The organism is Ectopseudomonas composti (genome assembly GCF_900115475.1).
Taxonomy (GTDB): Bacteria; Pseudomonadota; Gammaproteobacteria; order Pseudomonadales; family Pseudomonadaceae; genus Aquipseudomonas; species Aquipseudomonas composti.
On sequence record NZ_FOWP01000004.1, the window covers coordinates 309,005 to 335,347 of the forward strand.

Annotated in this window: 29 protein-coding genes; 14 read left to right on the top strand and 15 right to left on the bottom strand. The window is 63.7% G+C overall.

Translation table 11 applies throughout. The features are described from left to right. Window positions 1–16: 16 nt before the first annotated feature. From BM059_RS09870 to BM059_RS09905, 9 genes are all read left to right on the top strand, one after another. Entirely contained in the window at window positions 17–889 is an 873-nt protein-coding gene (locus tag BM059_RS09870) for a sugar phosphate isomerase/epimerase family protein (protein WP_074938311.1), read from the top strand. A 9-nt stretch (window positions 890–898) separates the two neighbouring features. After that, the gene (locus tag BM059_RS09875) at window positions 899–1,705 is read left to right on the top strand and encodes a shikimate dehydrogenase family protein (RefSeq protein WP_037003229.1); all 807 of its coding nucleotides are present in this window, start codon (window positions 899–901) and stop codon (window positions 1,703–1,705) included. 166 nt (window positions 1,706–1,871) lie between these two features. Continuing rightward, window positions 1,872–2,153 (top strand): hypothetical protein, encoded by a 282-nt coding sequence (locus tag BM059_RS25200; protein ID WP_131658084.1) that lies wholly within the window; start codon window positions 1,872–1,874, stop codon window positions 2,151–2,153. Window positions 2,154–2,186: 33 nt separating this feature from the next. Further along, complete coding sequence (locus tag BM059_RS09880; protein ID WP_074938312.1) at window positions 2,187–2,732, top strand: dimethylamine monooxygenase subunit DmmA family protein; 546 nt, start codon at window positions 2,187–2,189, stop codon at window positions 2,730–2,732. After that, entirely contained in the window at window positions 2,729–3,673 is a 945-nt protein-coding gene (locus tag BM059_RS09885; protein WP_074938314.1) for a PDR/VanB family oxidoreductase, read from the top strand. Before BM059_RS09880 ends, BM059_RS09885 begins: the two co-directional genes overlap by 4 nt. Window positions 3,674–3,683: 10 nt before the next feature. Beyond that, window positions 3,684–4,712, top strand: coding sequence for a heme-dependent oxidative N-demethylase family protein (locus BM059_RS09890; RefSeq protein WP_074938315.1), 1,029 nt, complete (start codon window positions 3,684–3,686; stop codon window positions 4,710–4,712). Window positions 4,713–4,805: 93 nt separating this feature from the next. Beyond that, window positions 4,806–5,936 carry an aminomethyl transferase family protein gene (locus BM059_RS09895; protein ID WP_074938317.1) on the top strand — a complete coding sequence of 377 codons (1,131 nt, stop codon included), beginning with the start codon at window positions 4,806–4,808 and terminating at the stop codon, window positions 5,934–5,936. Between the two features lie 106 nt (window positions 5,937–6,042). After that, on the top strand, window positions 6,043–6,381 hold the full coding sequence (locus tag BM059_RS09900; RefSeq protein ID WP_037003235.1) for a DMT family transporter: 339 nt from the start codon (window positions 6,043–6,045) through the stop codon (window positions 6,379–6,381). A gap of 21 nt (window positions 6,382–6,402) precedes the next feature. Further along, window positions 6,403–7,089, top strand: a complete 687-nt coding sequence (locus tag BM059_RS09905) for a type 1 glutamine amidotransferase (protein ID WP_074938319.1) — start codon at window positions 6,403–6,405, stop codon at window positions 7,087–7,089. A gap of 42 nt (window positions 7,090–7,131) precedes the next feature. Here the strand turns inward: BM059_RS09905 and BM059_RS09910 are convergent, their stop codons facing one another. The 7 genes from BM059_RS09910 to BM059_RS09940 form a co-directional block, all read right to left on the bottom strand. Further along, on the bottom strand, window positions 7,132–8,787 hold the full coding sequence (locus tag BM059_RS09910) for a methyl-accepting chemotaxis protein (protein ID WP_074938320.1): 1,656 nt from the start codon (window positions 8,785–8,787) through the stop codon (window positions 7,132–7,134). 343 nt (window positions 8,788–9,130) lie between these two features. Beyond that, window positions 9,131–10,612, bottom strand: a complete 1,482-nt coding sequence (locus tag BM059_RS09915; RefSeq protein WP_074938322.1) for an aldehyde dehydrogenase family protein — start codon at window positions 10,610–10,612, stop codon at window positions 9,131–9,133. A 104-nt stretch (window positions 10,613–10,716) separates the two neighbouring features. Continuing rightward, window positions 10,717–10,896 carry a hypothetical protein gene (locus BM059_RS09920; RefSeq protein ID WP_024309124.1) on the bottom strand — a complete coding sequence of 60 codons (180 nt, stop codon included), beginning with the start codon at window positions 10,894–10,896 and terminating at the stop codon, window positions 10,717–10,719. Window positions 10,897–10,950: 54 nt separating this feature from the next. Then, complete coding sequence (locus BM059_RS09925) at window positions 10,951–12,318, bottom strand: ammonium transporter (protein WP_074938323.1); 1,368 nt, start codon at window positions 12,316–12,318, stop codon at window positions 10,951–10,953. Window positions 12,319–12,561: 243 nt separating this feature from the next. Continuing rightward, window positions 12,562–13,548 (bottom strand): methyl-accepting chemotaxis protein, encoded by a 987-nt coding sequence (locus tag BM059_RS25790; protein ID WP_074938325.1) that lies wholly within the window; start codon window positions 13,546–13,548, stop codon window positions 12,562–12,564. 194 nt (window positions 13,549–13,742) lie between these two features. Beyond that, the gene (locus BM059_RS09935; protein WP_074938326.1) at window positions 13,743–16,088 is read right to left on the bottom strand and encodes a trimethylamine N-oxide demethylase; all 2,346 of its coding nucleotides are present in this window, start codon (window positions 16,086–16,088) and stop codon (window positions 13,743–13,745) included. A 101-nt stretch (window positions 16,089–16,189) separates the two neighbouring features. After that, window positions 16,190–17,560, bottom strand: coding sequence for an NAD(P)-binding domain-containing protein (locus tag BM059_RS09940; RefSeq protein WP_074938328.1), 1,371 nt, complete (start codon window positions 17,558–17,560; stop codon window positions 16,190–16,192). 299 nt (window positions 17,561–17,859) lie between these two features. On the opposite strand from BM059_RS09940, the gene BM059_RS09945 reads away from it, so the two are divergent. The 5 genes from BM059_RS09945 to BM059_RS09965 all read left to right on the top strand — a co-directional run bounded on the left by BM059_RS09945 (window position 17,860) and on the right by BM059_RS09965 (window position 21,598). Further along, entirely contained in the window at window positions 17,860–18,957 is a 1,098-nt protein-coding gene (locus BM059_RS09945; RefSeq protein ID WP_074938329.1) for an ATP-binding protein, read from the top strand. Beyond that, window positions 18,954–19,619 (top strand): response regulator, encoded by a 666-nt coding sequence (locus BM059_RS09950; protein WP_074938331.1) that lies wholly within the window; start codon window positions 18,954–18,956, stop codon window positions 19,617–19,619. The genes BM059_RS09945 and BM059_RS09950 overlap by 4 nt, the downstream gene beginning before the upstream one ends. Further along, window positions 19,616–20,410, top strand: a complete 795-nt coding sequence (locus tag BM059_RS09955; RefSeq protein WP_074938332.1) for a PAS domain-containing protein — start codon at window positions 19,616–19,618, stop codon at window positions 20,408–20,410. Before BM059_RS09950 ends, BM059_RS09955 begins: the two co-directional genes overlap by 4 nt. 148 nt (window positions 20,411–20,558) lie before the next feature. Continuing rightward, window positions 20,559–21,269, top strand: a complete 711-nt coding sequence (locus tag BM059_RS09960) for an AzlC family ABC transporter permease (RefSeq protein WP_074938335.1) — start codon at window positions 20,559–20,561, stop codon at window positions 21,267–21,269. Beyond that, on the top strand, window positions 21,269–21,598 hold the full coding sequence (locus tag BM059_RS09965) for an AzlD domain-containing protein (protein WP_074938336.1): 330 nt from the start codon (window positions 21,269–21,271) through the stop codon (window positions 21,596–21,598). The genes BM059_RS09960 and BM059_RS09965 overlap by 1 nt, the downstream gene beginning before the upstream one ends. 109 nt (window positions 21,599–21,707) lie before the next feature. On the opposite strand, the gene BM059_RS09970 is transcribed toward BM059_RS09965, so the two are convergent. From BM059_RS09970 to BM059_RS10005, 8 genes are all read right to left on the bottom strand, one after another. Then, window positions 21,708–22,295 (bottom strand): putative glycolipid-binding domain-containing protein, encoded by a 588-nt coding sequence (locus BM059_RS09970; RefSeq protein WP_037003247.1) that lies wholly within the window; start codon window positions 22,293–22,295, stop codon window positions 21,708–21,710. Window positions 22,296–22,456: 161 nt separating this feature from the next. Further along, window positions 22,457–22,798: a HopJ type III effector protein gene (locus BM059_RS09975; protein WP_074938338.1), complete on the bottom strand. Its 342-nt coding sequence runs from the start codon at window positions 22,796–22,798 to the stop codon at window positions 22,457–22,459. Further along, window positions 22,795–23,088 carry a DUF1244 domain-containing protein gene (locus BM059_RS09980; RefSeq protein WP_074938340.1) on the bottom strand — a complete coding sequence of 98 codons (294 nt, stop codon included), beginning with the start codon at window positions 23,086–23,088 and terminating at the stop codon, window positions 22,795–22,797. Before BM059_RS09980 ends, BM059_RS09975 begins: the two co-directional genes overlap by 4 nt. 73 nt (window positions 23,089–23,161) lie before the next feature. Continuing rightward, complete coding sequence (gene folX, locus BM059_RS09985) at window positions 23,162–23,533, bottom strand: dihydroneopterin triphosphate 2'-epimerase (protein ID WP_037003250.1); 372 nt, start codon at window positions 23,531–23,533, stop codon at window positions 23,162–23,164. After that, window positions 23,533–24,093, bottom strand: a complete 561-nt coding sequence (folE, locus tag BM059_RS09990; protein WP_037003251.1) for a GTP cyclohydrolase I FolE — start codon at window positions 24,091–24,093, stop codon at window positions 23,533–23,535. Before folE ends, folX begins: the two co-directional genes overlap by 1 nt. 22 nt (window positions 24,094–24,115) lie before the next feature. Further along, a complete protein-coding gene (gene folM / locus BM059_RS09995) occupies window positions 24,116–24,826 on the bottom strand; it encodes a dihydromonapterin reductase (RefSeq protein ID WP_074938342.1) in 711 nt (236 codons plus the stop codon). 315 nt (window positions 24,827–25,141) lie between these two features. Then, window positions 25,142–25,708 carry an antibiotic biosynthesis monooxygenase gene (locus tag BM059_RS10000; RefSeq protein ID WP_074938344.1) on the bottom strand — a complete coding sequence of 189 codons (567 nt, stop codon included), beginning with the start codon at window positions 25,706–25,708 and terminating at the stop codon, window positions 25,142–25,144. A gap of 113 nt (window positions 25,709–25,821) precedes the next feature. Further along, window positions 25,822–26,259 carry a thiol-disulfide oxidoreductase DCC family protein gene (locus BM059_RS10005; RefSeq protein ID WP_074938346.1) on the bottom strand — a complete coding sequence of 146 codons (438 nt, stop codon included), beginning with the start codon at window positions 26,257–26,259 and terminating at the stop codon, window positions 25,822–25,824. Between the last annotated feature and the right edge of the window lie 84 nt (window positions 26,260–26,343).

Below are 26,343 nucleotides of genomic sequence, written 5' to 3' on the forward strand. Positions count from 1 at the left end.
CTACAGGACGCCCATCATGAAAATCGCCATCGACTCCTACTGCTACCACCGTTATTTCGGCGAGGTGTACCCGAACCTGGAACAGCCTCCTGCCTACCGCATGACCCTCGAGGACTTCATCGACAGGGCGCGTGCCCACGAGGTGCAGGGTGTTTCCATCGAGTCGTTCATGCTCGACGACAGCTCGCCAGCCTACCTGGAGCGCCTGCGTGGTCTGCTGGATGACGCCGGCCTCGAACTCGTCTGGGCCTGGGGCCATCCCCATGGGCTGGGCTCCGGGGCGCGCGCCGAAGAACTGCTCGATCTGCAGCGCCATGTCGACATCGCCAAGACGCTAGGTGCTGGCGTGATGCGCATCTGTGCCGGCGGTCGCCGTACGCGGCCGGAATCCTGGCACGAGCACAAGACCCAGTTGCTGCCATTGTTGCAGCGTGCGGCCGACTATGCGGCGGGACAAGGCGTGGTACTGGCCATGGAGAACCATGTCGACCTGCTGGCCGCCGAAGCGCTGGAATTGCTCGAGGCCGTCGACAACCCGGCCCTTGGTGTATGCCTGGATACGGCTAACAACCTGCGCATGTTCGAAGACCCGATGCAGGTGATCGAGCTGCTCGCGCCGCACGCCAAGGCCACGCACATCAAGGACATCTGCGCCTTCCGTGGCAGCCCGCGGGAGTTCAGCTTCTGGCCGAGCGTGCCGCTGGGCGAGGGCCTGATCGACATTCCACGAACCCTGCAACTGTTGCGTCAACATGGTTTCGACGGCTTGCTGGCGCTGGAAATCGATTATCTGCATCCCGCGTATGGCAGCGAGGAAGAGGCAATCGCCAAGAGTCTCGCGTTCATGCGCGCAACCCTGGCGCAACAGCAGGCCGGCGCTATCGCCTGAGATGATCCGATGAACGATTCGATGATTCCTAGCCCCTCTGGCACCACCCGCTTTCTGGCAGTCGTGGGCGACCCGGTACGCCAGGTCAAAGCTCCGATGTTGCTCAATCGGCTCTTTCGTGACGAAGGAATCGACATGGTCATGATCGCCGTCCATGCTCGTGCCGAGAACCTGGAGACGGTCATCCGCGGTTTGCAGGCGACGGATAACTTTCACGGCATGCTGGTGACCATCCCGCACAAGTTCTCCTGCTGCCGGTTTGCCGAGCGGCACAGTCTCTGCGTAGAGCTGTCCGGGGCGACCAACGCACTGCGGCGCGACCCCGATGGCGTCTGGCGCGCGGAAAACTTCGACGGCATCGGCTTCGTCCTGGGCCTGCGCCATGCCGGTTTCGAGCCGAAGGGCAAAGACGTGTTGTTGCTCGGCGGCGGCGGGGCGGGCAGTGCCATCGCCGTGGCGTTGCTCGAATCAGGTGTGGAGCGTTTGTATCTGCGCGAGCCTGACGAACCCAAGGCGAATGAGTTATTGCGCCGCCTTGAATTGCACTGGCCTGGACGCGTGAGAAAGGATCAGAGCAAATCTGTCACCGATGTCGCCATCGTGATCAATGCCACGCCTTTGGGACTGCAGCCGGATGATCCGCTGCCGTTCGACCCGGCCGTGCTGGCCGCCGGCACCTGGGTCGCTGACATCATCATGAAGCCGGCTGAAACGCGTCTGCTCAGGCTTGCAGCCGAACGCGGGCTGCCGGTGCAGCCAGGGATCAGCATGCTCAACGAACAGATTGATTGCTACCGAGAGTTCTTTTCGCTCTGACGCCCTGTGCATCTGCGTTCTCACTAGTAGCAAGCAGCATAAATACCGTGGTGCTCATCACCGAGTCGGGTGAGTAGAGGTGGGCGCCGAGGGGGGTGATATGGGGGCCATATCACTCACTCTGTCATCTGAGACTCATCTCGAGCGCGAGTCTGGCGGTAAGCCCATGGGCTTGTTCGCGCCAGCATGGCGCTTGGCCGTTGCGATCAAGCACTTGTGCCAATTCATGCGTGGTGAGGATTTCACCGAGCAAACCCGCTCTTCAGATTTTCTCTTCATGCGCCGTATCGGCGCGTGTTGCCCTGCACCTGTGCAGGATTGCCGCTGCCGGATGACGGTTTTGCGGCTGATCCCCAGTGCTGTTGCTGTCGGCGAAAGTGGCACATTCCATGCTTTCTCTGTGAGAACAAAAAGTTCTCCAAGGGAATTTTCTCTGGAGGCCAACTGACCATCACCTTGCGCTCACCCGGGAGGTTTTCCGATGACAGCATCCAGTGCCGAACCCCTGTTCAGTACCCCGCGTTATGCCACCGAGGCGTCCGGGCATGCGGCCAGTCGCCGTATCGTGGTCACTCAGCAGGCGAGGGCGGCCGTCGCGCTGCTCGATGCTCCGGCACCGACCCTGATGCTGTGCCTGGGCGAGACGCTGACGACGAGTGTCGACCAGGAAGGCCTGCCCAGCATCGAGGCGCTTTACCTGCGTCTACAGATGTTGCTGGAACAGGCCCAGGCTGGTACCCGGCTGTACGTTTGCGGAGATGAGAGCTTTCTCTGGCACGTCTATCGTCTGGCGCGGCATGCCGGTCTGCTCGCTGATGAGATCGAGCTGTTCCGGCAGGGCGAGCGGCGGCGCCTGTACTGCGTGCATTGCGGGCATTTTCAGGACATCGGCAGCGAAGGGGAGAGCAGCTGTGGCCAGTGCCGGGTGAAGCTGCTGGTGCGCGAACATTTCTCCCGCCGCCTGGGCGCCTACATGGGCGTCTGCATCGACCCGGACAGCCCTTATGCGCCGGAGGTGCTGGCATGAGCGCGATGATCGAGGTACAGGTCACCGACGTGCGCCAGCTGACGCCGGTGGTGCGCGAGTTCAGCCTCACCGCCCTCGACGGCGCGCTGCCGGGTTTCTCCTGCGGTAGCCATGTGCAGGTGGTGTTGCCCATCGAGGGGCGCACGCTGCGCAATGCCTATTCGCTGCTGAGCGATCCGTGCGAGAGCGGCGTGTACCGCATCGCCGTGCGCCTGCAGGAGGCTTCGCGTGGTGGTTCGCGCTACCTGCACGAGCGGGTCCGGGTCGGCGACCGCCTGCAGATCGGCGTGCCGAGCAACCTGTTCGCCCTGCATTCGCAGGCCCGTCACCACATTCTGGTGGCCGGCGGTATCGGTATCACGCCGTTCATGGCCTACCTGGCTGAGCTTGAGGCGCAAGGCGCTTCGTTCGAATTGCACTACGCCTACCGCAGTGGTCTGACCGACGCCTATGCCAGCGAGCTGCGCGAGCGTCTGGGTGAGCGCTTCCATGGCTACGACGCCGCTGCCGGCCAGCGCCTGGATTGCGCCGAGCTGTTCAACGCCAAGCCGCTCGGCAGCCATCTCTACGTGTGTGGCCCACAGCGCCTGCTCGATGAACTCAAGCTGCTTGCCGAGGCCCAGGGTTGGTCGGCCGGGCGTCTGCACTGGGAGGCCTTCGCTGCGCCAGAGCCTGGTCAGCCCTTCACCGTCGAGTTGGCGCGCAGTGGCCAGCGTTTGCAGGTGCCGGGCGACCACAGCCTGCTCGAAGCACTGGAGGCAGTCGGTGTCGAGGTGCCCAACCTGTGCCGGGGCGGGGTGTGCGGGCAATGCGCCACGCGCTACCTGAGCGGCGAGGTGGAGCACCGTGACCACTACCTGGATGAGCAGCAGCGTGGTGAAGCGCTGATGCCCTGTGTTTCCCGTGGCGGCTGCTCCGGCACGCTGCTGCTCGACCTTTGAGGAATCCGCCATGCCCGTCGTGATGAAGCCCCTGGAAACCTACCGGGACGATTTCACCTTCAGCAACAGCCCGCAGGCCATCGCCCGCTTTCCCTTCCCGTTTCCCGAGGACAGCTACATGTACTCGGTCAACATCGAGCCAGCCACGCCGCGCGAGCCAGGCTCGGTGTTCGAGCACTGGTTCGATATCGACGAGCACTACGTCTCGGAGATGGCCGAGCGAGCCTGCGTGCTGGAAAAGGACCCGCAGCGCTGCGTGGTGATGCCGCACATGGCCCAGGCCGCCTGGGACACCCTGGAAATGCTCATGGAACATTTGAGCACCGACTATCCCGAACATTTCGCCCTGCAACGCGACGGTGACCAGTGGCTGTGGAGCAACCGCCCGCTGGGCATCGAGCAGCGCTTCACCTTCGGCGATGCCAGCACGCTGCCGTTCGAGCCGCTGGAGTACATCACCCGTCAGGCGCAAGGCGACTTCGCCGTGCTCGACCAGCGTGATGGCGACCTGTTCATGGACGCCGGCATGGTCACCTGTCCGGCGGACTGGTCGATCAAGTTCGACGCTGGCATGAGCTTCAAGCAGTGGCATGCGCCGGTGCCAGGTGTGGCGCACCAGCTCGGCGTGTTCGACCGCGCGCTGAAGTACCTGCTGAACATCCAGGTCGGCCATCCGGTGCGCCGGCTGAACTGGACCATGACCATCAATCCGCGCATGGACACCTCCTCGGAGACCTTCCACGAATGGGGCCATGAGCGCGGCCTGGTGACGCCAGAGAACGTCGCGCGCCTGGTGCACCTGCGCGTTGAGCTGCAGTTCATGCCGCGTCTGCCACGCAGCAATGCGCTGCTGTTCGGCATCCGCACCTACCTGATCAGTCTCGAGGAACTGGCCACTAACCCGGCCTGGGCCTGTCGCCTGCACCGCGTGCTGCGCGACCTGCCGGACGAAATCGCCGACTACAAGGGCCTGACCCGCTACCGCCAGACCGTGGTGGATTGGCTGCGCCAGTTCGATCCACAGGCCAAGGCCGCCTGAATCTCCCCCGGCCCCTCTCCCACACGTGGGAGAGGGGAGACAGAACCCCGCCTGCGTGCGCAGGCTCAACGACGAACAACAGGAGACACTGACATGGCCAATTCCTGGCGCATTTCCGCCCTTGCCGCGCGTCACCGCGCACTGGGTTCCACGCTCGAAGACTGGAGTGGCATGGGCACCGCCTGGACCTACGCCAGCGACCTGGCCGACGAGCACGAGGCGATCCGCACCCGTGCCGGCCTGATGGATGTGTCCGGGCTGAAGAAGGTGCACTACGTCGGCCCGCATGCCGAAAGCCTGCTGGAGTACGCCACCAGTCGCGACATTTCCAAGGTCTATCCGGGCAAGAGCGTGTACGCGACCATGCTCAACGAGGCCGGCAAGTTCGTCGACGACTGCGTGATCTACCGCACCGGCCCTAATGCCTTCATGGTGGTGCACGGTTCCGGCAACGGCCACGAGATGCTGGTGCGCTCCGCCCAGGGCCGGCAGGTGGCGGTGTTGTTCGATGACGACCTGCACGACCTGTCGCTGCAAGGCCCACTGGCGGTAGATTTTCTCGCCGAGCACGTGCCGGGCATTCGCGAACTGCCGTATTTCCATCACCTGCAGACCAAGCTGTTCGAGCGTCCGGTGATGATTTCGCGCACCGGCTACACCGGCGAACGCGGCTACGAGATCTTCTGCAAGGCCGCCGATGCGCCGGCGATCTGGGACGGCATCCTGGATAAGGGCAAGGGCCTGGGCATCATCCCCTGCGCCTTCACCGCGCTGGACTGGCTGCGGGTGGAGAGCTACCTGCTGTTCTTCCCCTACGACAACTCCGAGATGTACCCCTTCGCCGATCAGCCGGCCGGCGACACGCTGTGGGAGCTGGGGCTGGACTTCACCGTGTCACCGACCAAGAGCGATTTTCGTGGGGCCAACGAGCATCGCCGCCTGCAGGGCAAGGAGCGCTTCAAGATCTTCGGTGTGCTGCTCGATGGCGACAAGGCTGCCGAGGCCGGCGACACCCTGTGGGCCGACGGCAAGCAGGTGGGCGTGATCACCTGCGCCATGTACTCGCGGCTATCCGGCAAATCCATGGCCATCGCCCGTATGGACGTGCCCTATGCCGAGCAGGGCGCGCCGCTGGACGTCAAAGGCAGCCTGGCAGTGAGCGCCATTGCCCATACCCTGCCGTTCGATGACCCGGAGAAGAAGAAACGTACGGCCAAGGGCTGACTGATCGTTACCGCGACTGGGAGTCGTCGCGGGCAGGGGTTCCTGGGGCAAGGGAACAGGGCCATAGGGATGTGGCCCGATTTGCCTCCACTTCAAGGAGAGGGCGATGGCCTGGTTGAACGGTTGGGGTTTTCTGCTGCTGGCCGGTATCTGCGAGGTGTTCTATGCCTCGATCATTCCGCGTACCGATGGTTTCACGCGCTTGTGGCCGAGCCTGTACTGCGGCTTCTTCCTGGCGCTGAGCATCTACCTGCTGAGCCTGTCAGTGCGCGAGTTACCGCTGGGCCTGGCTTATGCGGTATGGGTCGGCATCGGCACGCTCGGTACCGTGGCCTACGGTGCGATGTTTCTCGGCGAGAGCCTGAACCTGCTGCGCAGCTTGTGCCTGGTGATGATCGTCGCTGGCATCGTCGGCCTGAAACTGGCCAGCCATGAGACGGCGTAAGAACCTGTTAAGGAGTTGAACATGCACGTACAGGTATTGCAGCACGTGCCCTTCGAGGGTGTCGGCAGCATGGCCGAGTGGTTCCAGGCGCGCGGCGCCGCTGTGCACTACACCCGTTTTTTCGAGGCGGATGCGCGCTTGCCCGACCCGGCTAGCTGCGACCTGATCGTCGCCATGGGCGGGCCGATGAGCGTCAATGACGAGGCCGAGTTGCCCTGGCTGATCGAGGAAAAGGCCTTTCTGCGCCAGGCCATCGAGCAGGGTATTCCCGTGCTAGGCATCTGCTTGGGCGCGCAATTGATCGCCAGTGCACTGGGCGCTCGCGTGCAGCCCAACGCGCAGGCAGAGATTGGTTGGTTCCCGGTCTGGCGGGCGGAATCGGTCGGCGAGGGCTACTTCGTCTTTCCCGACCGTGTCGAGTTGTTGCACTGGCACGGCGAAACCTTCGATTTACCCGAAGGTGCCAGGCTGCTGGCCTCCAGCGAGGCGTGCCGGCACCAGGCGTTCCAGCTCGGGCAGCGGGTGATCGGCCTGCAGTGCCACCCGGAGATGACGCCTGTGATTGTCACTGACCTGCTGGCGGAGTGCGCCAACGAACTCCGGCCCGGCCCCTGGGTGCAGACACCCGCACAACTCGCTGCCGAACCGCGCACCTACCTGCCGGGCAACGTGCTGATGGAGCGGGTGCTGGACTACCTGCTCGACTAGCCATCGGCGCGGCCTGCTGCGGGCCGCGCGTTTGCGTCTGTCTCAGAGCTGGAAGCGCGAAATGTTCTCGCGCAAGGCCTCGCTGGTACGGGCCAGGCTTTCGCTTTCCTGCTGGACGTTGCGGAAAGCCGTGGCCGACTGTTCGGCGCTGTCGCGTACCGAGACGATGCCCTGGCTGATCTGCTCGGCTACCGTGCTTTGCTGCTCGGCGGCCGTGGCGATCTGCTGGTTCATGCCGTTGATGCGCTCGATCATGGCGACGATCCGTGCCACGGCTTCGCCAGCCTCGGATACGCCGGAAACCGATTGCGAGCTGGAGTTCTGGCAGCGCTCCATGTAGCGCGAGGTTTCGTCAGCGATTTTCTGCAGGCTGGCGATCAGGCCCTCAATCTCGGTAGTGGCCTCCTGGGTGCGCCGCGCCAGGTTGCGCACCTCGTCGGCGACCACGGCGAAACCGCGCCCGGCCTCGCCGGCACGGGCTGCCTCGATGGCGGCATTGAGCGCCAGTAGGTTGGTTTGGTCGGCCACGGCCTTGATCACGTCGAGTACGCTGCCGATGTTGCTACTCTCAGTTTTCAGGCGGCCCATGGCTTCGCTGGAGCTGTCGATCACCTGGGCCAGTTCGCCGATCAGGCTGACCGCCTGGCTGGCCTTGCGCTGGCTGTGCACGGCGGCTTCGTCGGCCTCGCTGGCGGCTTGCGCGGCGAATTCGGCGTTGCGTGCCACGTCCTGCACGGTCGCTGCCATCTCGTGCACGGCGGTGACGATCTGCTCTACCTCACGTTGCGCGTGGGCCACGCCCTCGGCATTGCGCAGGCTCGACTCGCTCAGCTCCTGGCTGGAGTGAGCCACGGTGCGCGAGGAGCTGTCGATGCCCTGGGTCACCTGGCGCAGGTTCTGCTGCATGCGCAGCAGCGCGGCGAGCACACTGTTCTCGGCGCTGTTCACCGCCTTCTCCATGATGCGCAGGTCGCCCTCGGCTACACGTTGCGCAATACGGTTGAGGTCGCTGGGTTCGGCACCCAGGGCGCCGAGCAGGTAGCGGCTGATCCAATGACCGAGCACGATGGCCGTGATCAGCGCGATGCCGCCAATCACCAGCAGGGCAAGACGCTGGTTCGCGTATTCGGCTTCCTCCTCGATAACCCGGTTCTGTGCAACCTGGGTGGAGTAGTCCAGGTACGCTTCAATGGCCTGGGTGAGTTCTTCGAGCAGGGGTGTGCATTGCTCGGCGACCAGTTTCAGGGCGGTGGCATCCTCACCCTTGTACAGGTGGTCGGCGATGGTGCGGGCGACCGGTGCATAGCGCGTTTCGACCTGCTCGAGACGCTTGAACAACTCGCGCGCCTGGGACGAAACGCCTGCGTGCGTGTCGATGGCCTTGCGCAATTCCGCCAGCTTTGTGCCTACGGCTTTGTCGTAATTGTCGATGGCCGTGCGGCGTTGCGCGCGTGCTGCCACGTCTGGCGTCAGGGCCATGTTGCGCAGGGCGATGGCGCGTTCCTTGGCGGCATCGTTCAACTGGTTGGCCAGGCGGCTGCGTTGGTCGATGCCGTTGATGTAGCCGGTGAAGTCGTCGTTGACGTCAGCCAGGCTGAGCAGCGACACGACGGTGAGCAACAGCATCAGCGCGAGGATGATGGCGTAACTGGAGTAGATCAGGGTACGGGTGGAGAAACGGGCAGATTGCGACGACATAAGGCACCTTCGGCAAGCATGTGGACACAGGGCATGGGCTTTGGGGGGACGCACACCGCAGCGCCAGGCGCTGAGGGCCGCATCCTGCGTCGTCCGCTAAAGGTATTGCCGACCTCCATGGAGCAATCCATGGCGTGGTAGAGCCGAGGGAGGCATCGATGGCCACCGCCGATCACCGCTCGATTGCGCGATGATGGCAGGATGATAGTCACAGTTCTGGGGCTCGTGGATAGCCCTCCGAATACGACTGCCGATGACCGGTATGTGCATGCCGCTGGAACCGGTGCGCCGCGAGCCCTGTCGGTTATCGTCCTGCGTTGTCGGGTCTCTGGCGAACCACCTGCTAAGGCTTGAGGTACCAGCACCATGCCTCGCTGCTTTGGTAGCGGGTGATCTGCTTGGTTTCCAGGTAGTTGTCCAGGCCCCACTCGCCCAGTTCGCGGCCGATGCCGCTGCGTTTGACGCCACCCCAGGGCAGTTCGCTGAAGGTGGGTTGCGAACAGTTGATCCAGACGATGCCGGCCTGCAGTTTTCGGGCAAGCCGCTCGCAGCGTTCGAGGTCGGCGGACATCACCGCGGCTGCCAGGCCGAACTCGCTGTCGTTGGCCAGCTGTACGGCCTCGACCTCGGTATCGAACGGGTTGACGCAGACCACCGGGCCGAAAATTTCCTCGCGCCACAGGGCGCAATCCAGCGGTACGTCGGCAAATACCGTGGGTTGCATGAACCAGCCCTTGTCCTGTTCGGCAGGCCTTTTGCCGCCGCAGATCAGGCGGGCGCCGTCGGCGATGCCCTGGGCAATGGCAGCACTGACCTTGGCGTGCTGGCCGGCACTGACCAGCGGGCCGAGCAGCACGCCTGCTTCCAGGCCGTTGCCGATACGAATCTTCTGTGCCTCATCGCTCAGGCGCTGCAGCAGGGCGGGGTACAGCGAGCGTTCCACCAGCACGCGCGAGGTGGCGGAGCAGACCTGGCCCTGGTTCCAGAAGATGCCGAACATGATCCATTCCACTGCCGCTTCGATGTCACTGTCGGCGAAGACGATGAAGGGCGACTTGCCACCCAGCTCCAGGCTGATGTTCTTCACGTCACGGGCGGCGGCCTGCATGATCCGGCTGCCGGTGGGCACGCTGCCGGTGAAGGCGATCTTGTCCACGCCGGGGTGTTCCACTAGCGCCGCGCCGGTCTCGTTACCCAGACCGGGTAGCACGTTGAGCACGCCGGCCGGCAGACCCGCATCAGCGGCGATGTTGGCCAGTTCCAGGGCGGTCAGTGGCGTCAGCTCGGAAGGCTTGAGGACCATGGTGCAGCCGGCGGCCAGCGCCGGGGCGACTTTCCAGGCGGCCATCAGCAAGGGATAGTTCCAGGGGATGATCGCGGCGGCCACGCCCACTGGTGTGCGCACGACGCTGGCGCGAAAACGTGCGTCGGCCAGTGCGACCTGGCGTTCTTCGCCGTCCAGGCCTTCGGCGAGAGCGGCGTAGAAATCAAAGCAGGCGGCTGCGTCGCCAATATCCCATTGCGCTTCGGGCAGTGGCTTGCCGTTATCACGCACCTCCAGCACGGCCAGGTCGTCCTGGCGAGCGCGAATACCTTCGGCGATGCGCCTCAGCACCGCGGCACGCATAGCGCCGGACAAGCGTGGCCAGGGCCCCTCATCGAATGCACGGCGGGCAGCAGTGACGGCGAGGTCAACATCCGCCGCGCCGGCTGCGGCAACCGTCGCTAGCAGGCTTGCGTCGCTGGGATCGAAAACATCGAAGCTGCCACGATTCTGCGGGGCAAGCCACTGGCCGTCGATGAACAGGTGCGGGCGATCGAGCATGGCGGCTCCTTGCTGCGAGTAGAGGGAGTGGGATGTTGCGGGGAGGTTAGCGCATCCGCCCAGGTGCGTAGAGGGGCCGGCGGCGAGCGCCGCCGGCCAGGGCCTTACTTCAGCTTGGGCAGCTTGTCGTCTGGCAGGGCGTAGCTGTGCTTCTCGTGGATCATGGTGGCGATCAATGCGTAGAGACTGACGCCGGCCACCAACAGGCTGATGAAGATCAGGATGGCAGGCTTGTCAGCGAAGGTGAACACGGCGCTGGCGCCGTCGTAGGTGGTAATGCTCATGGCGATGCTCCTTTAAGGTTGGCCCGTTACCCCGTGGTGCGGGCCGTTTGCTCATTAGGCCGGTTTGCTTTCACCCACCAGCGGGGTGGGCTCGGAGCCGCCGACGCTGGTGCTGTTGCCGTACATCGAGCTCCATTCCGGGTAGGCTTGCGCCGGTACTTCGGTCAGGTCCAGGCCGCGCTCTTCGGCGTGTAGCGGAACACGCAGCAGGCCGGCTTTGTTCAGCGCGTAGGAGATGATGTAGCCGGGAATGAAGCCCAGCGCTGCCATGACCACGGCGCCGCCCAACTGGCCGAAGAAGCTGATCGGCGCCATGCCGTTCATGTTCGGGTAGCCAGCGAGGAAGATGCCGCTGATCACCAGGCCGGCGAAACCACCGAAGCCGTGCACGGCGAAGGCGCCGACGGCGTCGTCGAGCTTGAACTTGAGCAGCAGGTTGTTGACCAGCGGTGCGGTGGCTGCGACGCCCATGCCGATCAGGTAGGCCAGTCCGGGGTGGTAGAGGTCCAGGCCGGGTGCCACGGAAATGATCCCGACCAGGCCGCCGGACATCATCCAGAACGGTTCGCGAGTGGTCAGGTAGGCACCGATCAGGCCGCCGGCGAAGCCCATCAGGGTGTTGAAGGCGAAGGCCGAGAGGTTGGTCGGCTGACCGTAGATGTTGATCCACTGGGCGCCGGAGTTGTAGATGATGCAGCCGCCAAGGAAGCCGAAGAAACCGACGATGATCAGCATCAGGCCGACCACGCTCATCGGCATGCTGTGGCCGACGATGGCGTTGGCACTGCCGTCTTCGTTGAAGCGGCCGATGCGTGCTCCCAGGTTCATGACCACGGCCAGGGCGAAGAAGCCGGCAATCATATGCACCACACCTGCGGCGCCGACGTCATGGTAGCCCCACTTGACGGTCAGCCAGCCTTCCGGGTGCCAGCCCCAGGACGCCGCGAGCAACCAGAGGAAGCCACCGAGGACGATGGTGAGGATGATGAAGGCGCTCATGCGCGCTCGTTCGATGATCGCTCCTGACATGATCGAGCCGGTGGTGGCAGCGAACATGGCGAAGGCGGCCCAGAAGATGCCGGTGGCATTGTCCTGAATGTTCGGGCCCATGGCATCGCTCCACGGCATGCCGGCGAGGAAGGCGTCCATGCGCGGCACCAGGCCGTCCGGGAAGGCGTTGTACACGGCCCAGCCGAGCAGGAACACGCTGGGGACGATGAAGCCGAAGGCGAGGATGTTCTTCACCCCGGCGGCCAGGGCGTTCTTCAGGCGTGACGCACCGATCTCGTAGGACAGGAAGCCTGCGTGAATGCAGATCATCAGCGCGATACACCACCAGTAGAATATTTCCATATTCAGGGTGTTGGTCATCTCTATCAGAGCCTGCAGCTCTTCCAGAGTGGGTGTCTTTTGCTCTTCCATCAATCAATCCTCGATGCTGTTCTTAGAAGGTTCGTCGGTATTGGCAGTGGAACTGAAGGTGTGGCGCCCTAGGTTTTAATTTATCTGTGGTTATAAAAAGTTCTTTTCATGAATAAGCAATGGCTGTGCCAGAAGTCCCCTGCCTGCAAGGGCCGCAGGCCGCGGCGGGGCTGAAACCTCTGGTTGCAAAGTGCCCTGTTTGTGCTCATTGGCCTGCGGTTGCGCCTGAAAATGGGTCGCGCCTCAGGTGTTCTTCTGCAACATCCCCTGGATCTGTTGCACCGACTCCTGAGTGCGTCGCGCCAGGTTGCGCACCTCGTCGGCGACCACCGCGAAACCACGTCCTTGCTCCCCGGCGCGGGCAGCCTCGATGGCGGCATTGAGGGCCAGCAGGTTGGTCTGTTCGGCGATGCCCTTGATCACCCCGGCGACCTGGGCGATCTGCCCGTAGGTGGCCTGGATGCTCGCCTGCTCGCGTTCCTGCAGGCTGGCGGCGGCCTTCTCGTCGCTGATTTCGCGTACCGCGCCGGTGACGTAGGTCAGCTTGCCCTGGGCGTCGCGCAGGCAGCGGCCACGCTCGCGGTACCAGACTTCGCCACGGGTCTTGTGGCGCATGCGGTACTCCACGGCGTAGAAACCATCGCCGCTCTTGTCCACCATGGAGGCGTTGAAGGCTTGCATCACTGCCTTGAGGTCATCCGCGTTGACCACCTTGAAATAGCTGTCCCAGCCATCGGGGAATTCGGCACGGCTGTAGCCGATCAATTCGCGGAACTGATCGGACCAGCGAATCAGGTTCTGCGGGTGATCGGGGTCGCCACCTACCACGTTCATTGCCCAGCAGCCTTCGGTCAGTGTGCGTTTGGTCAGTTCCCAGACCTGGCGTTCCTCTTCCCATTGCGTGCGCTCGGCGGCGACGTCCTGGTTCTGTGCGTGGCTGGCGCGCAGTTCATCTTCGAGCAGGGCGCATTGCTGTTCGGCTTGAGCCAGACGCTTATTGAGCGATGCATATTCTTCTGCCGTGCAGGGTGCGGGAGGCTGCTTTTCGCTGTGCTGGCGGATGCGCTGCAGTTCCTCCCAGTCGCGTTGCAGGCGCTCCAGGCTGCCAAGCAATTGCGGCTGCTGTTGCAGATGCGGGCGCTCGCCGGCCGGCTGGCGTTGGCTGAGCAGGTGTTCGAGCCATTGATTGAGTTCACTGGCCAGGCTTCGAGTCGTATTGCTGAACCACATCGGCCGATCCTCCTCGGGGTCGTTGAGGGCTGCCCTCCTGACTGGCAGCCACTACCCGGTTCCCTAGCAATTCTCTTTCCAAGAGCTGCGCCTGCATTTGGGCGAGCCAATCCGTAGGGTGCGCCGTGCGCACCGAACCAGGCTGCGGCGAGCTCGGTGGTGCGCACGACGCACCCTACGGAGCCATGCCAGCGTCAGGCCCTGACCCGGCTCTTGTCCGGGTCATATGCGACGGTGCCGGTTGCAACCGTGGCGCCGATGCGTTTCTGCTGACCATCCAGCTTGCCGACTTCCACCCGCGTGCCGGGCGTGCAGTAATCCACTGCCAGGCGACACAGGGCGATGTTCTTGCCCAGCGCTGGCGAGCGCGTGGCGCTGGTGATCACGCCGACCTGAGCGCGGCCGACATGCACGCAATCGCCGTGGGCGGCTGGCTCGTTGCCGTCCAGCTCCAGGCCTACCAGATTGTGCATCGGGTGTTCCTTGCGCCGCAGCAGGGCGTCGCGACCGATGAAGTCGTCCTGTTTGCCCTTCAGTGGCACACAGAAGCCGATACCGGCCTCGAACGGGTCGGTCTGGTCGCTGAACTCGTAGCCGGCGAAGATCAGCCCGGCTTCGATGCGCAGCATGTCCAGCGCGTGCAGGCCGAGTGGCGCCAGACCCAGCGGTTCGCCGAGCTGCCAGAGGCGCTGCCAGACCTGCATCGCATCGTTCGGGTGGCACCAGATCTCGTAGCCCAGCTCGCCGGTGTAGCCGGTGCGCGAGACCATCAGCGGTGCGCCGTCGTAATCGTCGAGGCGACCGATGAGGAAGCGGAACCAGCCCAGCTCCTCCAGCTTCGGCTGTGTGCCTGGTGTCCAGATCATCTGCTTGAGCAGTTCGCGAGCGAGCGGACCCTGCACGGCGATGTTGTGGATTTGCTCGGAGGCGGACTTGATCCATACCTTCATACCCAGTTTCTCGGCCTGCTGGCGCAGCCAGTCGCCGCCAAAGTCCTCGCCGCCGATCCAGCGGAAGGCATCGGGCCCCAGGCGCAGCAAAGTGCCGTCGTCGAGCATGCCGCCGTGCTCATAGCACATGGCGCTGTAGACCACCTGGCCGACCGCCAGTTTGCGCACGTCGCGGGTCAGGCAGTGGTTGAGCAGGGCTTCGGCGTCCGGGCCGAGCACCTCGAACTTGCGCAGGGCGGACAGATCCATCACCGCCACCCGCTCGCGGCAGGCGTGGTATTCGGCAAGCGTGCCGTAACCGTCGAACTGGGTGGGCGTCCACCAGCCGCGATAATCGATGAACTGGCGGGTGAGAGCGGAAGTGCCCGGGTGGAAGCCGCTTTCGCGGGTCAGCACCGGGTCGGCGTCGGGCGTTTTGCGGTTGGCCATGGCGATACTGAAGCGCTCCTTGTCGGCATACACGCGGATATGGATGTCGGTCGGCTGCCAGCCGTTGGCCGGGTCGATGTCGTCCGGGCAGGAGCTGCTGGCGCACACCAGCTCGCGCTGGGCGCGCAGCAGCACGTAGTCGCCGGGGCGCGACCAGGGTTCATCCAACGTCAGTTGCTGGTGGGCATCGACCCCGGTGTTGAAGAAGAAATTGATCGCCGGCCAGCCGCGCCGCGCCTGCACACCATGGTTTTGCAGGGCGCGGCTGATGTTGTCGCTGCAGTTGGCGTGGCCGAAGTAGCCTTGCGTCTCGTAGTAGCGCGCCGTGCAGGCCAGGGCGAAGGTGTCGTGGCGTCCGACGGTATCGCGCAGCACCTCCAGCATTGGCTGCAGGTCACGGTCGAAGAAGCGGCTGAACAGGCCGGGGCCGGGGTAGGCATTGCCGTTCAGGGTGCGGGTGACGGTGGGGTCGAGGTCGATCTCGCGGCCGGCATCGAGTCCACGGCGGTCGAAGGCGACGAAGTCCGAGCACTGCCGACCGGCGACGTCGATCACCTGAATGGTCTGGCCAGGCGCGACGACATAGTCGCGCGCCGTGCCGGGGGCGATGGTGAACTCGTCGACCACCTCGCCAAGCGGCGCTGGCAGGGTGGGAATCAGCAGGCTCGACGGGTTGGCGCGCTGGATGATCAGGCGCAGTTCGCTGGCGCGCTGCTGGCTGTCCACGGCGACCGGGCCGCCGGGTGCTGCGACGATCACCAGCAGCGCCGTGCTGGCGGTCAATGTACGGCCGAAGCCTGCGGGCGTGCCGTCTGGCCACAGGCGTGCGGACGTGGGCAGGTGGCGGCAGTCGATATGGCGTTTGAGCAGGCCACTGGCGACGTGCTGCGATTCGCGGCTGCCATCGCTGAGCAGACGGTCGATGGAGTCGGCGCCGGGGCTGGACAGCAGGCCGAGGGCGGCGAGCGCCTCGCGGCCCGCTATGTCGAAGGCCAGCAGCTCGGCACGCTGGTCGCCTTCGATGTCTATCACCTCGATGCGGTCGCCCGGCTCCAGGGCAATCACCGTCAGGCCGCCCGGGGCGACGCGGTGGCGTTCCACGCCGGGTGTACGAGCGAACAGCGCCGGCTCGTGAGGCCGGGAAATCACGGGCATCTGCATGCAAGGCACCTGGGTTCTTGTGAGTGCTGCCGGTGCGCACGGCGCACCCTACGGGGGCGTGCACACTGTGGCGTAGGGTGTGCTGTGCGCACCGTTTCCCTTCAGCCCACAGCTTTGATGGCTGTCTGCGACGAATCGGAAAGGTAGGCGGCGAGCGAATCGTCCAGCGCCTCCAGCCAACTGGTGTGGTGCGGCGTGGCCAGGGTGCCGGTCATCAGCGAGCGGTGGCACTTGTTGCGGTAGCCCATGATGTCGTCGTACTTGTCGTGCTTCCAGTCGAGGAAGGTCTGGTTCACCGCGGCGATGTCGAAGTTGGGGTAGTCGGTGGCGTCGATCAGGGTCTGGATGTACTTGCCCTGGAATTCGAACATTTCCTGAGCGTTCTTCAGGGTCAGTTCTTCCTCGCGCCAGGCCAGGTCTTCGGCGTGCATGGTGGCCTGGTCAGGCAGGGCGATGCGCCCGAGGATCACGTCGCGGGCGTACCAGGCCTGGGCGTCGAACATGTTGAAGCTGTACCACTGATCCTGCATGCCGAGGTAGATCAGCTTAGGGTTGCTCTCCCAGAGCACGCCCTTGTACAGGTTCAACGGCCACAGGCGGTTGTCGGTCTTCAGTCGTAGGTTTTCGGCCAGGAAGGGGAAGTGGTGCTTGTAGCCGGTGCACAGGACGATGGCATCGACGTGCTTGCTGGTGCCGTCGGCGAAGAACGCGGTGCTGCCCGATACGTGCGTTAACAGCGGTTTCTCCTCCCAGTTCTCCGGCCACTTGTAGCCCATCGGTGCGCTGCGGTAGCAACTGGTGATCGAGCGCGCGCCGTACTTGTAGCACTGCGAGCCGATGTCCTCGGCCGAGTAGCTGGCGCCGACGATGAGCACATCCTTGCCCTTGAATTCCAGTGCATCGCGAAAATCATGAGCATGCAGCACGCGCCCGGCGAAGCTCTCGAAACCCTCGAAGCAGGGCACGTTGGGGGTGGAGAAATGGCCGCTGGCGACCACCACGTAGTCGAAGCGCTCGGTGCGGGTCAGGTCGTGGTCGTAGCTGTGCACGGTGACCTCGAACTGGCCGCTGGCTTCATCGAAGACCACCCCGCGCACGGTGGTGTTGAACTGAATGTACTGGCGCACGCCGGCCTTTTCGACGCGGCCCTTGATGTAGTCCCACAGCACTTCGCGTGGCGGATAGGAGCCGATGGGGCGGCCGAAGTGCTCGTCGAAGGTGTAGTCGGCGAACTCCAGGCACTCCTTCGGCCCGTTCGACCACAAATAGCGGTACATGCTGCCGTGTACCGGCTCACCGTGCTCGTCGAGGCCGGTGCGCCAGGTGTAGTTCCACATGCCGCCCCAGTCGTTCTGCTTTTCGAAGCAGACCAGCTCGGGAATCTCCGCGCCCTTGGCGGCAGCGGACTGGAAGGCGCGGAGCTGGGCCAGGCCGCAGGGGCCGGCGCCGATGATGGCGATGCGCGTGGTCATGCTGGATCTCCCGTGTGAAACAGTGCGTGTAATTTCAGGAATTTAAATTTCCTTGTGGGAATTACCTTACTGGCTCGACGCCCAGCCGCAACTCGCTCGTTGGGGATACCTCCTTGGAGGTAATCGCATCGCTCGGCATGCTCTGCGCAAGGGCGGATCAGCCCTCTGATGGTGCGCAGGCGGGCATGGGTAATGTTTCCTGGTGGGAAATATTGTTTCTTTTCAGTGGGTTTTGCCCTGGCTCTGTCAGGGCATGGAACTTGCTGAATCGAGAGCGATTCCTTGTCCATGGAGGCCGGATGATCCAGTTGCTACTGCGCACCCTGCTGCTCGAGCGACAGCCTCGGTCCGCCGTGCCGCCGGCTTATCGGCAGACCCTGCTGGAGCTGCCGCTGCGTCTGTTGCAGCAGGGCGGCGGCGATGGACCGTTGCTGGAGTTGCTACCGCAGCTGCAACAGGCGCTGCAGGCCGATAGCGCCTGCCTGTTGCTACCGCAACGCACCGGGCCGGGTTGGCGGGCCTTGGGTGAGATGTCTGCCTGCGTGGACTGTCCCGAGCATGCCGGGGAGCTGCCGATGCCGGGCGTGGTGCAGCTCTGTCGTGGCTGTCTGGAGCAGGGGCGCTTTCGGGCCTTGTGCGGCCTGCAGCAGGAGGAGGGGCGCAGCGCGCTGTTGTTGGTGAGCTTCAACTGTCGCCCCGGCATCGGCCAGCGCAACCAGCTCCGTGATATCGCCCGGCGCCTGGGCGAGGTGCTGCAAGCCTTCGCCGAGGAGCGCCGCTTGCGCCGCCGCGAACTGAGCGCCGAACGTGGTGTGCTGGCGCGTGAGCTGCACGACTCGGTGGCGCAGCAGCTTGGCTACTTGCAGATTCGCAGTGCGCGATTGCACAGCGTCCTGAGCGATCCCATACAGGCCGAGGTGATGCTCGATGATCTGCGCGACACCCTGCGCGGGGTGCATCGCCAGGTGCGCGAGCTGATCAGCAGCTCGCGGCTGACCATGGACGGCCGCACCCTGCGCCAGGCCCTGGAAGCCTCGGTGGAAGAGTTCGCCCGCAGCAGCCGCTGCGTGTTCAGCCTGGACAATCGTTTGCCTGGCAACTGCCTGCCCGTCGACAGCGAGTTGCAGGTGTTGCAGATCGTGCGTGAGGCGCTGGCCAATGTGGTGCGCCACTCCCATGCGCGGCAGGTGCACATCCGCCTGTGGCCCACCGCCAGCGGATGGGAAGTCGAAGTCTGCGACGACGGCATCGGTTTGCCTGGGGATCTGCCTGATAGCGGTCACTTCGGGCTGAGCATCATGCGCGAGCGTGCTGCCGCCATCGACGCTGAGTTGAGTGTCGAGGCATTGCAGAACCGCAGTGGCACACGGGTGCATCTGCGCTGGAGTCGGCCATGAATGCACCGTTCGACCTGTTGCTGATCGATGATCATCCGTTGCTCCGCCGTGGCTTGGCTGAACTGTTCGAGTCCAGTGGCGAGTTCCGCGTGATCGGTAGCGTTTCCAGCGGCAGTGAAGGCATCGGTCTGGCGCGTGAGTTGAACCCCGCGATGGTGGTACTCGACCTGCATATGCCGGGGTTCGATGGCCTGGCCACGCTGGAATGGTTCAAGCGTGATCTGCCCGCCGTGAACGTGGTGGTGCTGACCGCTTCGGCTGCGCGCGACGACGTGCTCGCCGCCCTGCGTGCTGGCGCCGATGGCTACCTGCTCAAGGACAGCGAGCCTGAGGCGCTGCTGGCTGCGGTGAGTGCCTGCGCCCATGGCCAGGCACGCCTCGACCCGGCGCTTTCGCTGTTGCTCGCCAGTGGCCTGCGCGAGCGGGAAACGGCCATGGAGGCCGAGCGTGTGGAACTGACCGAACGTGAGCGGCAGACCTTGGCACTGATCGCCGAGGGCTTCAGCAACAAGCTGATCGCCCGCCAGCTGGGCATCAGTGACGGCACGGTGAAGGTCTATGTGAAGCATCTGCTGAGCAAGCTCAACCTGCGTTCGCGTCTGGAACTGGCGGCCTGGGCGCATCGTACTGGCCTGCCCGAGAGCAACGGAGGGTGTCGATGAGTTGGTTGCGACGTTTGCGCAATGCGCTGAGTGGCAGCAGCAGGTCGGTGGATTTCGATGCACTGCCGATTGCGCTGATCCATCTGGATGGGGTCGGGGTGATGCGCCAGGCCAATCGCGGTTGGGAGCAACTCAGCGGTTACCGGCTGGGTGATTGCCTGCAGGCCGAGCACAGCCAGTTTCTGCATATCGAGGATCGACCCTTGTGGCAGCTTGGCCTGCACAACCTGCGCGAAGGCAGCGCGCCATGGGTGGCTAGCCTGCGCTACATGAACCGCACGGGCGAGCTGCGTTGGGTCGAGGTGCGTGTGGTGCGACATGGAACCGGCTTCGTCGCCAGCCTGGCGGATATCAGCGCGCAGATGCCTGAGCATCAGCAGTTGCAGGCGCGCCATCGCAGCCTGAGCAACCTGCTCGACGGGTTGCCGCTGATGGTCTATCGCTGTCGCAACAACCGTAACTGGAGCATGGAGTATGTCAGCGCGGGGTGCCTGGAGCTGACCGGCTATGCTGCTCAGCGCTTGATCGACAGCCAGAGTCTGACGTTCAACGGGCTGATCCATCCTGCTGATCGTGAGCGCGTCTGGCGCGGGGTTCAGGAGGCCTTGCGCGAGTCACGGCCGTTCGCTTTCGATTATCGTCTGCTGTGCGCCGACGCTAGCGAAAAGCAGGTCAGCGAGCGTGGCCGGGGTATCTATTCTGATCTGGGCGACCTGCTGGGGCTCGAAGGCGTGGTGATGGAGCGTGGTACCGCGCCTGCGCTGTTGCAGGAGGTTGCCGCGGGATTCTGAGCACGGGTGCAACCCGTCGCCGTCGCCTGGCTGGCGGGTTTTACCCGCCCTACGTCCTGGCTCGCGAGGTCGTAAACAGATTCTGAGCAAGATCGTTCAAGACCTTCTTGATTCGCTGCCGTTACTCTCGGCTGCCCAAGGAGGTTCCATGTCACGTCATCAAGAGTTCACCCAGGGCGCCCGCGATATGCTGCCGATGCTGCTCGGCGCCATGCCCTTCGGCATCATCTTCGGCAGCCTGGCCGGCGCTGCCGGGCTCGATCCCTGGCAGACCCAGGGTATGTCGATACTGGTATTCGCCGGTTCGGCGCAGTTCATTGCCATCAGTCTGCTGGCTGGTGGTGCCGGTATCGCCGTGGTGCTGCTGACCACCTTGGTGGTTAACCTGCGCCATGCGCTGTATAGCGCCAGCCTGCAACCCTACGTGCGCCACCTGCCCAAGCGCTGGCGCATTCCGTTGGCCTTCTGGCTCACCGACGAGGCTTACGCGGTCGTGGTGCAGCGCTATGCGCGCGGCGACAAGGGCACCTATCGGCATTGGTACTTTCTCGGTGCGGCCCTGGCCATGTACTGCAACTGGCAGCTGTGCACGCTGGTTGGCGTGCTGTTCGGTCAGGCAGTGCCGAACATCGGAGACTGGGGGCTGGATTTCGCCATGCTGGCGACCTTCATCGGCATCGTCGTGCCGATGCTGCGCAACCAGCCGCAAGTGGCTGCCGCCCTGGTGGCCGGAGCCGTGGCGCTGGCGTGTCATGTGTTGCCCTACAAGCTCGGCCTGATGGCCGCGGCGGCCAGTGGCATTGTCGTCGGCGTGTGGTTGGAGCAGCGTAACCCGACGCTGCAGGAGGAGTTGATCTGATGGATATCTGGTTGCTGATTCTGGGCATGCTGGCGATCACCTTCGTCACCCGCTACAGCCTGTTTGCCTTCCCTGACCTGCGTTTTCCGCCGTTGATCAGGCAGGGGCTGCATTACGTGCCGACTGCAGTGCTGACGGCCATCGTTGTACCCGGCATGCTCATGCCCGATGGGCAGCACTGGGCGCTGAGCTGGAATAACGCCTACCTGCTGGCGGGGCTGGCTGCCATCGCCATCGCGGCGTTCACGCGGCATCTGCTGGCGACCATCGGTGGTGGTTTTCTGGTGTTCTTTGTGCTGCGCTGGGCGTTCGGGCAGTTGCCGATCTGAGTGGCGCATGCGTTGGCTTTGCGTAGGGTGCGCCGTGCGCACCAGGCCAGCTCTAGGGTATTCGTGGTGCGCGTGGCGCACCCTCCCAAGGCGGATCGCTGGAAACCCATCACACCAGCGCGCTGACCTTCAGATCACGCTGGCTCAGGCGCAGGTACTGTTCGTCTGCCTTGAGCAGTAGCGCCTGGTCGTCGACGCTCAGTTCTTCGTGCGCGCGTCCTTCGGCCTGGCTGCGGTAGAGGCTTTCACCTGGGCGCCGCCGCAGGCAGTGATAGCGCTGCTGGCGCGGTTCCACCTTGAGGCTGAGCATGTCGATGTAGGCGACCTGCATGTCGTCGCTCTGCCCGGTCTCCAGGGCGCTGCGCTGCAGGGCTGGGGTGTGGGTGAAGGGCGAGGCCGAGAGCATGACGTGCTGGCATTGCTGCAGATCGGGACGCGGTACGCCATTGAGCAGCCAGTTGCCGCGCAGGTCGCGCTGCAAGCACAGGTGGCGCTGGCCATGGTTGTCGACCTTCAGCCAGAGACGGCGGAAACGCCAGCGTGGGTCGCAATCGATCAGGTAGTTGGCAACGATGCTGTTGCCCTTGATGACTTGCATGAGGTGGCTGGTCGCGTGGATGCCATTGGCATCCTGGCTCAGGCGCAGGGTTTCCACGCCAGGGGTGTACCAGGGTTTCCATACCAGGGTTTGCTGCATCGGTCGACTCCATGCCGAGCGCGAAACAGGAGGGAAGGGCGCCACTGCGCAGAACACGTTCCCTCGTGTTCCATGTTTGTTATGGCGCGCAGCATAAAGCGATAGCAATGTGATGTCTGTCAGCCTTTGCCGACAGTTGCGCAAGTTTTTGCGCTACAGCTTCAAAACTTAGACTTGAGCGGTTGCTGCTCGAACGTCACGCCGTCCAGGCCGTGAGCCATCAACGCACGGATGTTGCCGTGGTCGCTGCCCTGCGGCGTGGCCAGCACGCTGCGGTAGTGTTCGCCGAAGGCACGCAGCGCTTCGTCCTTGCTGAACCCTTCCAGCAGGGCCAGGCCCAGGGTCTTGCAGGAGCCTTCGTTCTGTCCGGCCGCGTTCTCCACGTCACCGTTGCGGAAGGCACTGGGCTGATAGTCGTAGTGCGCGGCGACGAAGGCCAGGGTTTCACTGAAGGTGTAGTCATCCTGCTGCAGACGGCTACGCAGCGCGTTGAGAGCGGTCATTCGTGTTTTCCTTTGGCAAAGGCGACTTTCTGCTCGGCCGAAGCTTCTTTCTGATACTTGGCCTTCCAGTCGGCATAGGGCATGCCATACACGGTCTCACGGGCCTGGTCGGCGCTGACGTCGACACCGAGATCGTCGGCAGCGGCCTTGTACCACTTGGACAGGCAGTTGCGGCAGAAACCGGACAGGTTCATCAGGTCGATGTTCTGCACGTCAGGACGACTGCGCAGGTGCTGCACTAGTGCGCGAAAGGCTGCAGCTTCCAGTTCGAGACGTTCTTGCTCGGTCATGGTGGGCTCTCCGGGAATGGGGGCGCGATGATAAGAGCCTCGCCAGGGAGCGACAAGCCGCCAAGGGAGGCTGTCAGCGATGGCCGGCCAGGGTAATGGATACCGACTCGGCGAAACGCAGGGCGTGGGGTTTGTCCACTTCCACTTCGGCGTAACGCACGGCCTGATGGGTCATCACCAGATCGAGAATTTCCTGGGTCAGGCGCTCGAGCAGGGCGAAACGATTGCCCTCGACGTGGGCGATGATCGCCTTGGTGATGGTGCGGTAGTTGAGCGCATGCTCGATGTCGTTGACCTGCACGGCATCGACGGCGGGGTAGAGGATGGTCAGGTTGATCAACACGTCCTGCTTGTTGTTGATCTCTTCTTCCTTGATGCCGATGTAGGTGCGCAGGCGCAGGTCTTTGACGCGGATGCGCGCCATTCCAGGTTCCAGTCGCGGCATTAGTTGTTCCGTCCGATCAATTGCAGAAATTCGTGGCGAGTGTTGCAGGACTCGCGGAAGGCGCCAAGCATCACCGAGCTGCTCATCACCGAGTTCTGCTTCTCCACGCCACGCATCATCATGCACATGTGCTTGGCTTCGATCACCACCGCGACGCCGGCAGCGTTGGTCACGCGCGCAATGGCGTCGGCGATCTGCTTGGTGAGGTTCTCCTGAATCTGCAGGCGCCGCGCGTACATGTCGACGATGCGCGCCACCTTGGACAGCCCGAGCACCTTGCCGGTGGGGATGTAGGCGACATGCGCCTTGCCAATGAAGGGCAGCAGGTGGTGTTCGCACAGCGAGTACAGCTCGATGTCCTTGACGATCACCATCTCGTCATTGTCGGACTCGAACAGCGCACCGTTGACGATCTCGTCCAGCGACTGCTGGTAGCCATGACACAGATACTGCATGGCCTTGGCGGCACGTTTGGGTGTATCGAGCAGACCTTCGCGCTCCGGGTTTTCACCGAGGCCTTTGATAATCTCGAGGTATTGCTGGGAAAGGGGTTGGCTCATGGCAGTGTCCTGAGCAGTCGCTTCACTTGAGGTGGCGGCCGCCGTTGAGGGTAATGGTGGTTCCGGTTACGTAGGCGTTGTCCAGCAGGTAGCGCAAAGTCTGATAGAAGGCCGGCGGGCCGGGTTCTATGCCCAGTGCCGATTTGGCCAGTGTCTTGGTGCGGTAGGCGTCGTCGTCGCCAGCGTTGAACATCAGCAATGCCGGAGCGATGGTGTTGACCTTGATGTGTGGCGCCAGGCGTGCCGCGAACGACAGCGTCAGGCTTTCCAGGCCTGCCTTGCTGGCGCAGTAGGCCGGACGATTGGCACTGCCCTTGCGTACCACGTCATCGCTGACGTGAACGATATCGGCCTGTTCCGATTGCAGCAGCAGGTCGCTGCAATGCAGGTTGATCAGGTAGGGCGCGAGCATGTGCACGCTGAACAGCTGGCGAAAGACATCGGCTTCTTCGCCGGGTGTTTCGGCCAGCCACTGCGAGGCATTGTGCACGATCGCGCGCAGGCCGCTGCATTGCGCCTTGACCTGTTCGATAAATGCCAGAATGCCAGCCTCGTCACTGAAATCGGCCTGCAAGGCGATGGCGCCGTGCTCACGCAGCCGCGCGATGCTATCGCGCTCCTGGCGATAGCTGATGATCACCGGCTGGCCCGCGTCGAGCAGGCGCTCGGCGCAGTAGAGGCCGACCCGCTGGCCGGCGCCGGTGATCAGGATGGGGAAGCTGGCAGCGCTCATGTGCAACTCGTGTAAGAGGTGGAGGGGCCAGGCGTCTACGCCTCGGTTTAGTGGACCCGCGGCAGGCGGTACTCACCAGACCTTGGATAAAGCTATACCAGAGCTGCAAGTTGTACAACCATGCGCGCCATGTGGCTTTGGTGTTGCGGTCGGCGATTAGGCCTATTTTATTGAGTTTCAAGGCTTTTTGCCGGGTGTCTGGAGAGGGTTTTTTTGTACTTTACCTGTACGTATTGTCATTTTTGTACAGGTGTTAGCGGCTTGTACAACGAAATCGGCCAGCACGAGGCTGGCCGATGGCGGAGGTAGGGGCGATCAGGATTTGCCGACGCTGGCAGCTCGCCGGTTCAGGCGCTGCGGGTAGTTGCCCTGCAACCAGGGTTCCAGCAGACGGGTGGACAGCGGGATGAACAAGTAGGTCATCAGGGGCGTCAGGGCCAGCGTCGACAACAGCACACGGGTCACCAGCGACAGGTCGGCGAGCCAGGGACCGAGCAGCAGATTGAAGGCCAGCGACACCGGAAAGAACGCCAGCCATATCGCCACGCTCTGCTTCCAGCGCGGCGCTTGGCGATGGGCACTGCCGAACCAGGCGTCGAGGCCGACTGCGCGCTTTTCCTGTGGTTGCGCAAAAAGACCTGCGCCACGCTGCAGCCAGGCCTGGCGTGAGGCGGAATGCTCCCAGGAGGCCATGGTCTGTTCGTCGCTGAAACGGAAAACGATCTGGAACTCATCGTCACCGGCTGGTGGTGCCAGTACGCCGGAGCCGAGATAGCCGGGAAAGTCGGTGGCCAGGTGTTCGCCTTCACGCAGCCAGGCAATGAAGTCGTGATAACGGCCATTGGCGACGCGGCGCGCCACCATCAGGGTTACGGGGGACATTGTGTATCTCCTCGAGTGTTGCCTTCAGCCGGGGTATGGCGTTGGGCATGGTCGAACACGGGGTGGTGTGCTCGACGAACAATGCAGCAAGGATTATTCCCGGTTTGTAAAAATTAGCCAGCGCCAGCTGATGGTGGGCGCTGGGCCGAGCAACTGTCGCCTTTTCGGCAGCGCGCCGCACCGTCAGGGTGCGGTAGCCGCGCCAGATGAGGGCGCAGGCGGCAGAACAGTCGATAGCCCCATTCCAGCAATGGGCGCAGCGGTCGCCAGCGCAACGGCGCCACCCAACTTCCCAGGCCTGCGGCTTCCCAGCTCCAGAGGCTGGCATCAAGGCCCAGCAACCACGTGCCGTCGGCCCAGCGTGCGTGCAGACAATTCTGCATCGTCGTCAGGGATAGTCCCAATGGCAGTGGATCGAAGTCTGGGGCAGAAATGTCCACGAGAAGCAGCCGCTGGGGCGACGCATGCCGGCTGAGCATGCGGATTTCACGCGCGCAGAGCGGGCAGTCTCCGTCGTAGTAAAGGGTCAATGGCCAGGCGAGGTTGTGCATGACGTTGCCTTGTATAATTCTTGCACAATGTAAGCCTGGTGAAGCTGGGTTACAATCCTTCTACATTCGTTGCCATGATGCCCG

Excerpts from the sequence above, each read along its gene's own strand:
- BM059_RS09870 (WP_074938311.1), top strand. The coding sequence starts at position 17 with ATGAAAATCGCCATCGACTCCTACTGCTACCACCGTTATTTCGGCGAG.
- BM059_RS09875 (WP_037003229.1), top strand. The coding sequence starts at position 899 with ATGAACGATTCGATGATTCCTAGCCCCTCTGGCACCACCCGCTTTCTG.
- BM059_RS25200 (WP_131658084.1), top strand. The coding sequence starts at position 1,872 with ATGGGCTTGTTCGCGCCAGCATGGCGCTTGGCCGTTGCGATCAAGCAC.
- BM059_RS09880 (WP_074938312.1), top strand. The coding sequence starts at position 2,187 with ATGACAGCATCCAGTGCCGAACCCCTGTTCAGTACCCCGCGTTATGCC.
- BM059_RS09885 (WP_074938314.1), top strand. The coding sequence starts at position 2,729 with ATGAGCGCGATGATCGAGGTACAGGTCACCGACGTGCGCCAGCTGACG.
- BM059_RS09890 (WP_074938315.1), top strand. The coding sequence starts at position 3,684 with ATGCCCGTCGTGATGAAGCCCCTGGAAACCTACCGGGACGATTTCACC.
- BM059_RS09895 (WP_074938317.1), top strand. The coding sequence starts at position 4,806 with ATGGCCAATTCCTGGCGCATTTCCGCCCTTGCCGCGCGTCACCGCGCA.
- BM059_RS09900 (WP_037003235.1), top strand. The coding sequence starts at position 6,043 with ATGGCCTGGTTGAACGGTTGGGGTTTTCTGCTGCTGGCCGGTATCTGC.
- BM059_RS09905 (WP_074938319.1), top strand. The coding sequence starts at position 6,403 with ATGCACGTACAGGTATTGCAGCACGTGCCCTTCGAGGGTGTCGGCAGC.
- BM059_RS09910 (WP_074938320.1), bottom strand. The coding sequence starts at position 8,787 with ATGTCGTCGCAATCTGCCCGTTTCTCCACCCGTACCCTGATCTACTCC.
- BM059_RS09915 (WP_074938322.1), bottom strand. The coding sequence starts at position 10,612 with ATGCTCGATCGCCCGCACCTGTTCATCGACGGCCAGTGGCTTGCCCCG.
- BM059_RS09920 (WP_024309124.1), bottom strand. The coding sequence starts at position 10,896 with ATGAGCATTACCACCTACGACGGCGCCAGCGCCGTGTTCACCTTCGCT.
- BM059_RS09925 (WP_074938323.1), bottom strand. The coding sequence starts at position 12,318 with ATGGAAGAGCAAAAGACACCCACTCTGGAAGAGCTGCAGGCTCTGATA.
- BM059_RS25790 (WP_074938325.1), bottom strand. The coding sequence starts at position 13,548 with ATGTGGTTCAGCAATACGACTCGAAGCCTGGCCAGTGAACTCAATCAA.
- BM059_RS09935 (WP_074938326.1), bottom strand. The coding sequence starts at position 16,088 with ATGCAGATGCCCGTGATTTCCCGGCCTCACGAGCCGGCGCTGTTCGCT.
- BM059_RS09940 (WP_074938328.1), bottom strand. The coding sequence starts at position 17,560 with ATGACCACGCGCATCGCCATCATCGGCGCCGGCCCCTGCGGCCTGGCC.
- BM059_RS09945 (WP_074938329.1), top strand. The coding sequence starts at position 17,860 with ATGATCCAGTTGCTACTGCGCACCCTGCTGCTCGAGCGACAGCCTCGG.
- BM059_RS09950 (WP_074938331.1), top strand. The coding sequence starts at position 18,954 with ATGAATGCACCGTTCGACCTGTTGCTGATCGATGATCATCCGTTGCTC.
- BM059_RS09955 (WP_074938332.1), top strand. The coding sequence starts at position 19,616 with ATGAGTTGGTTGCGACGTTTGCGCAATGCGCTGAGTGGCAGCAGCAGG.
- BM059_RS09960 (WP_074938335.1), top strand. The coding sequence starts at position 20,559 with ATGTCACGTCATCAAGAGTTCACCCAGGGCGCCCGCGATATGCTGCCG.
- BM059_RS09965 (WP_074938336.1), top strand. The coding sequence starts at position 21,269 with ATGGATATCTGGTTGCTGATTCTGGGCATGCTGGCGATCACCTTCGTC.
- BM059_RS09970 (WP_037003247.1), bottom strand. The coding sequence starts at position 22,295 with ATGCAGCAAACCCTGGTATGGAAACCCTGGTACACCCCTGGCGTGGAA.
- BM059_RS09975 (WP_074938338.1), bottom strand. The coding sequence starts at position 22,798 with ATGACCGCTCTCAACGCGCTGCGTAGCCGTCTGCAGCAGGATGACTAC.
- BM059_RS09980 (WP_074938340.1), bottom strand. The coding sequence starts at position 23,088 with ATGACCGAGCAAGAACGTCTCGAACTGGAAGCTGCAGCCTTTCGCGCA.
- folX (WP_037003250.1), bottom strand. The coding sequence starts at position 23,533 with ATGCCGCGACTGGAACCTGGAATGGCGCGCATCCGCGTCAAAGACCTG.
- folE (WP_037003251.1), bottom strand. The coding sequence starts at position 24,093 with ATGAGCCAACCCCTTTCCCAGCAATACCTCGAGATTATCAAAGGCCTC.
- folM (WP_074938342.1), bottom strand. The coding sequence starts at position 24,826 with ATGAGCGCTGCCAGCTTCCCCATCCTGATCACCGGCGCCGGCCAGCGG.
- BM059_RS10000 (WP_074938344.1), bottom strand. The coding sequence starts at position 25,708 with ATGTCCCCCGTAACCCTGATGGTGGCGCGCCGCGTCGCCAATGGCCGT.
- BM059_RS10005 (WP_074938346.1), bottom strand. The coding sequence starts at position 26,259 with ATGCACAACCTCGCCTGGCCATTGACCCTTTACTACGACGGAGACTGC.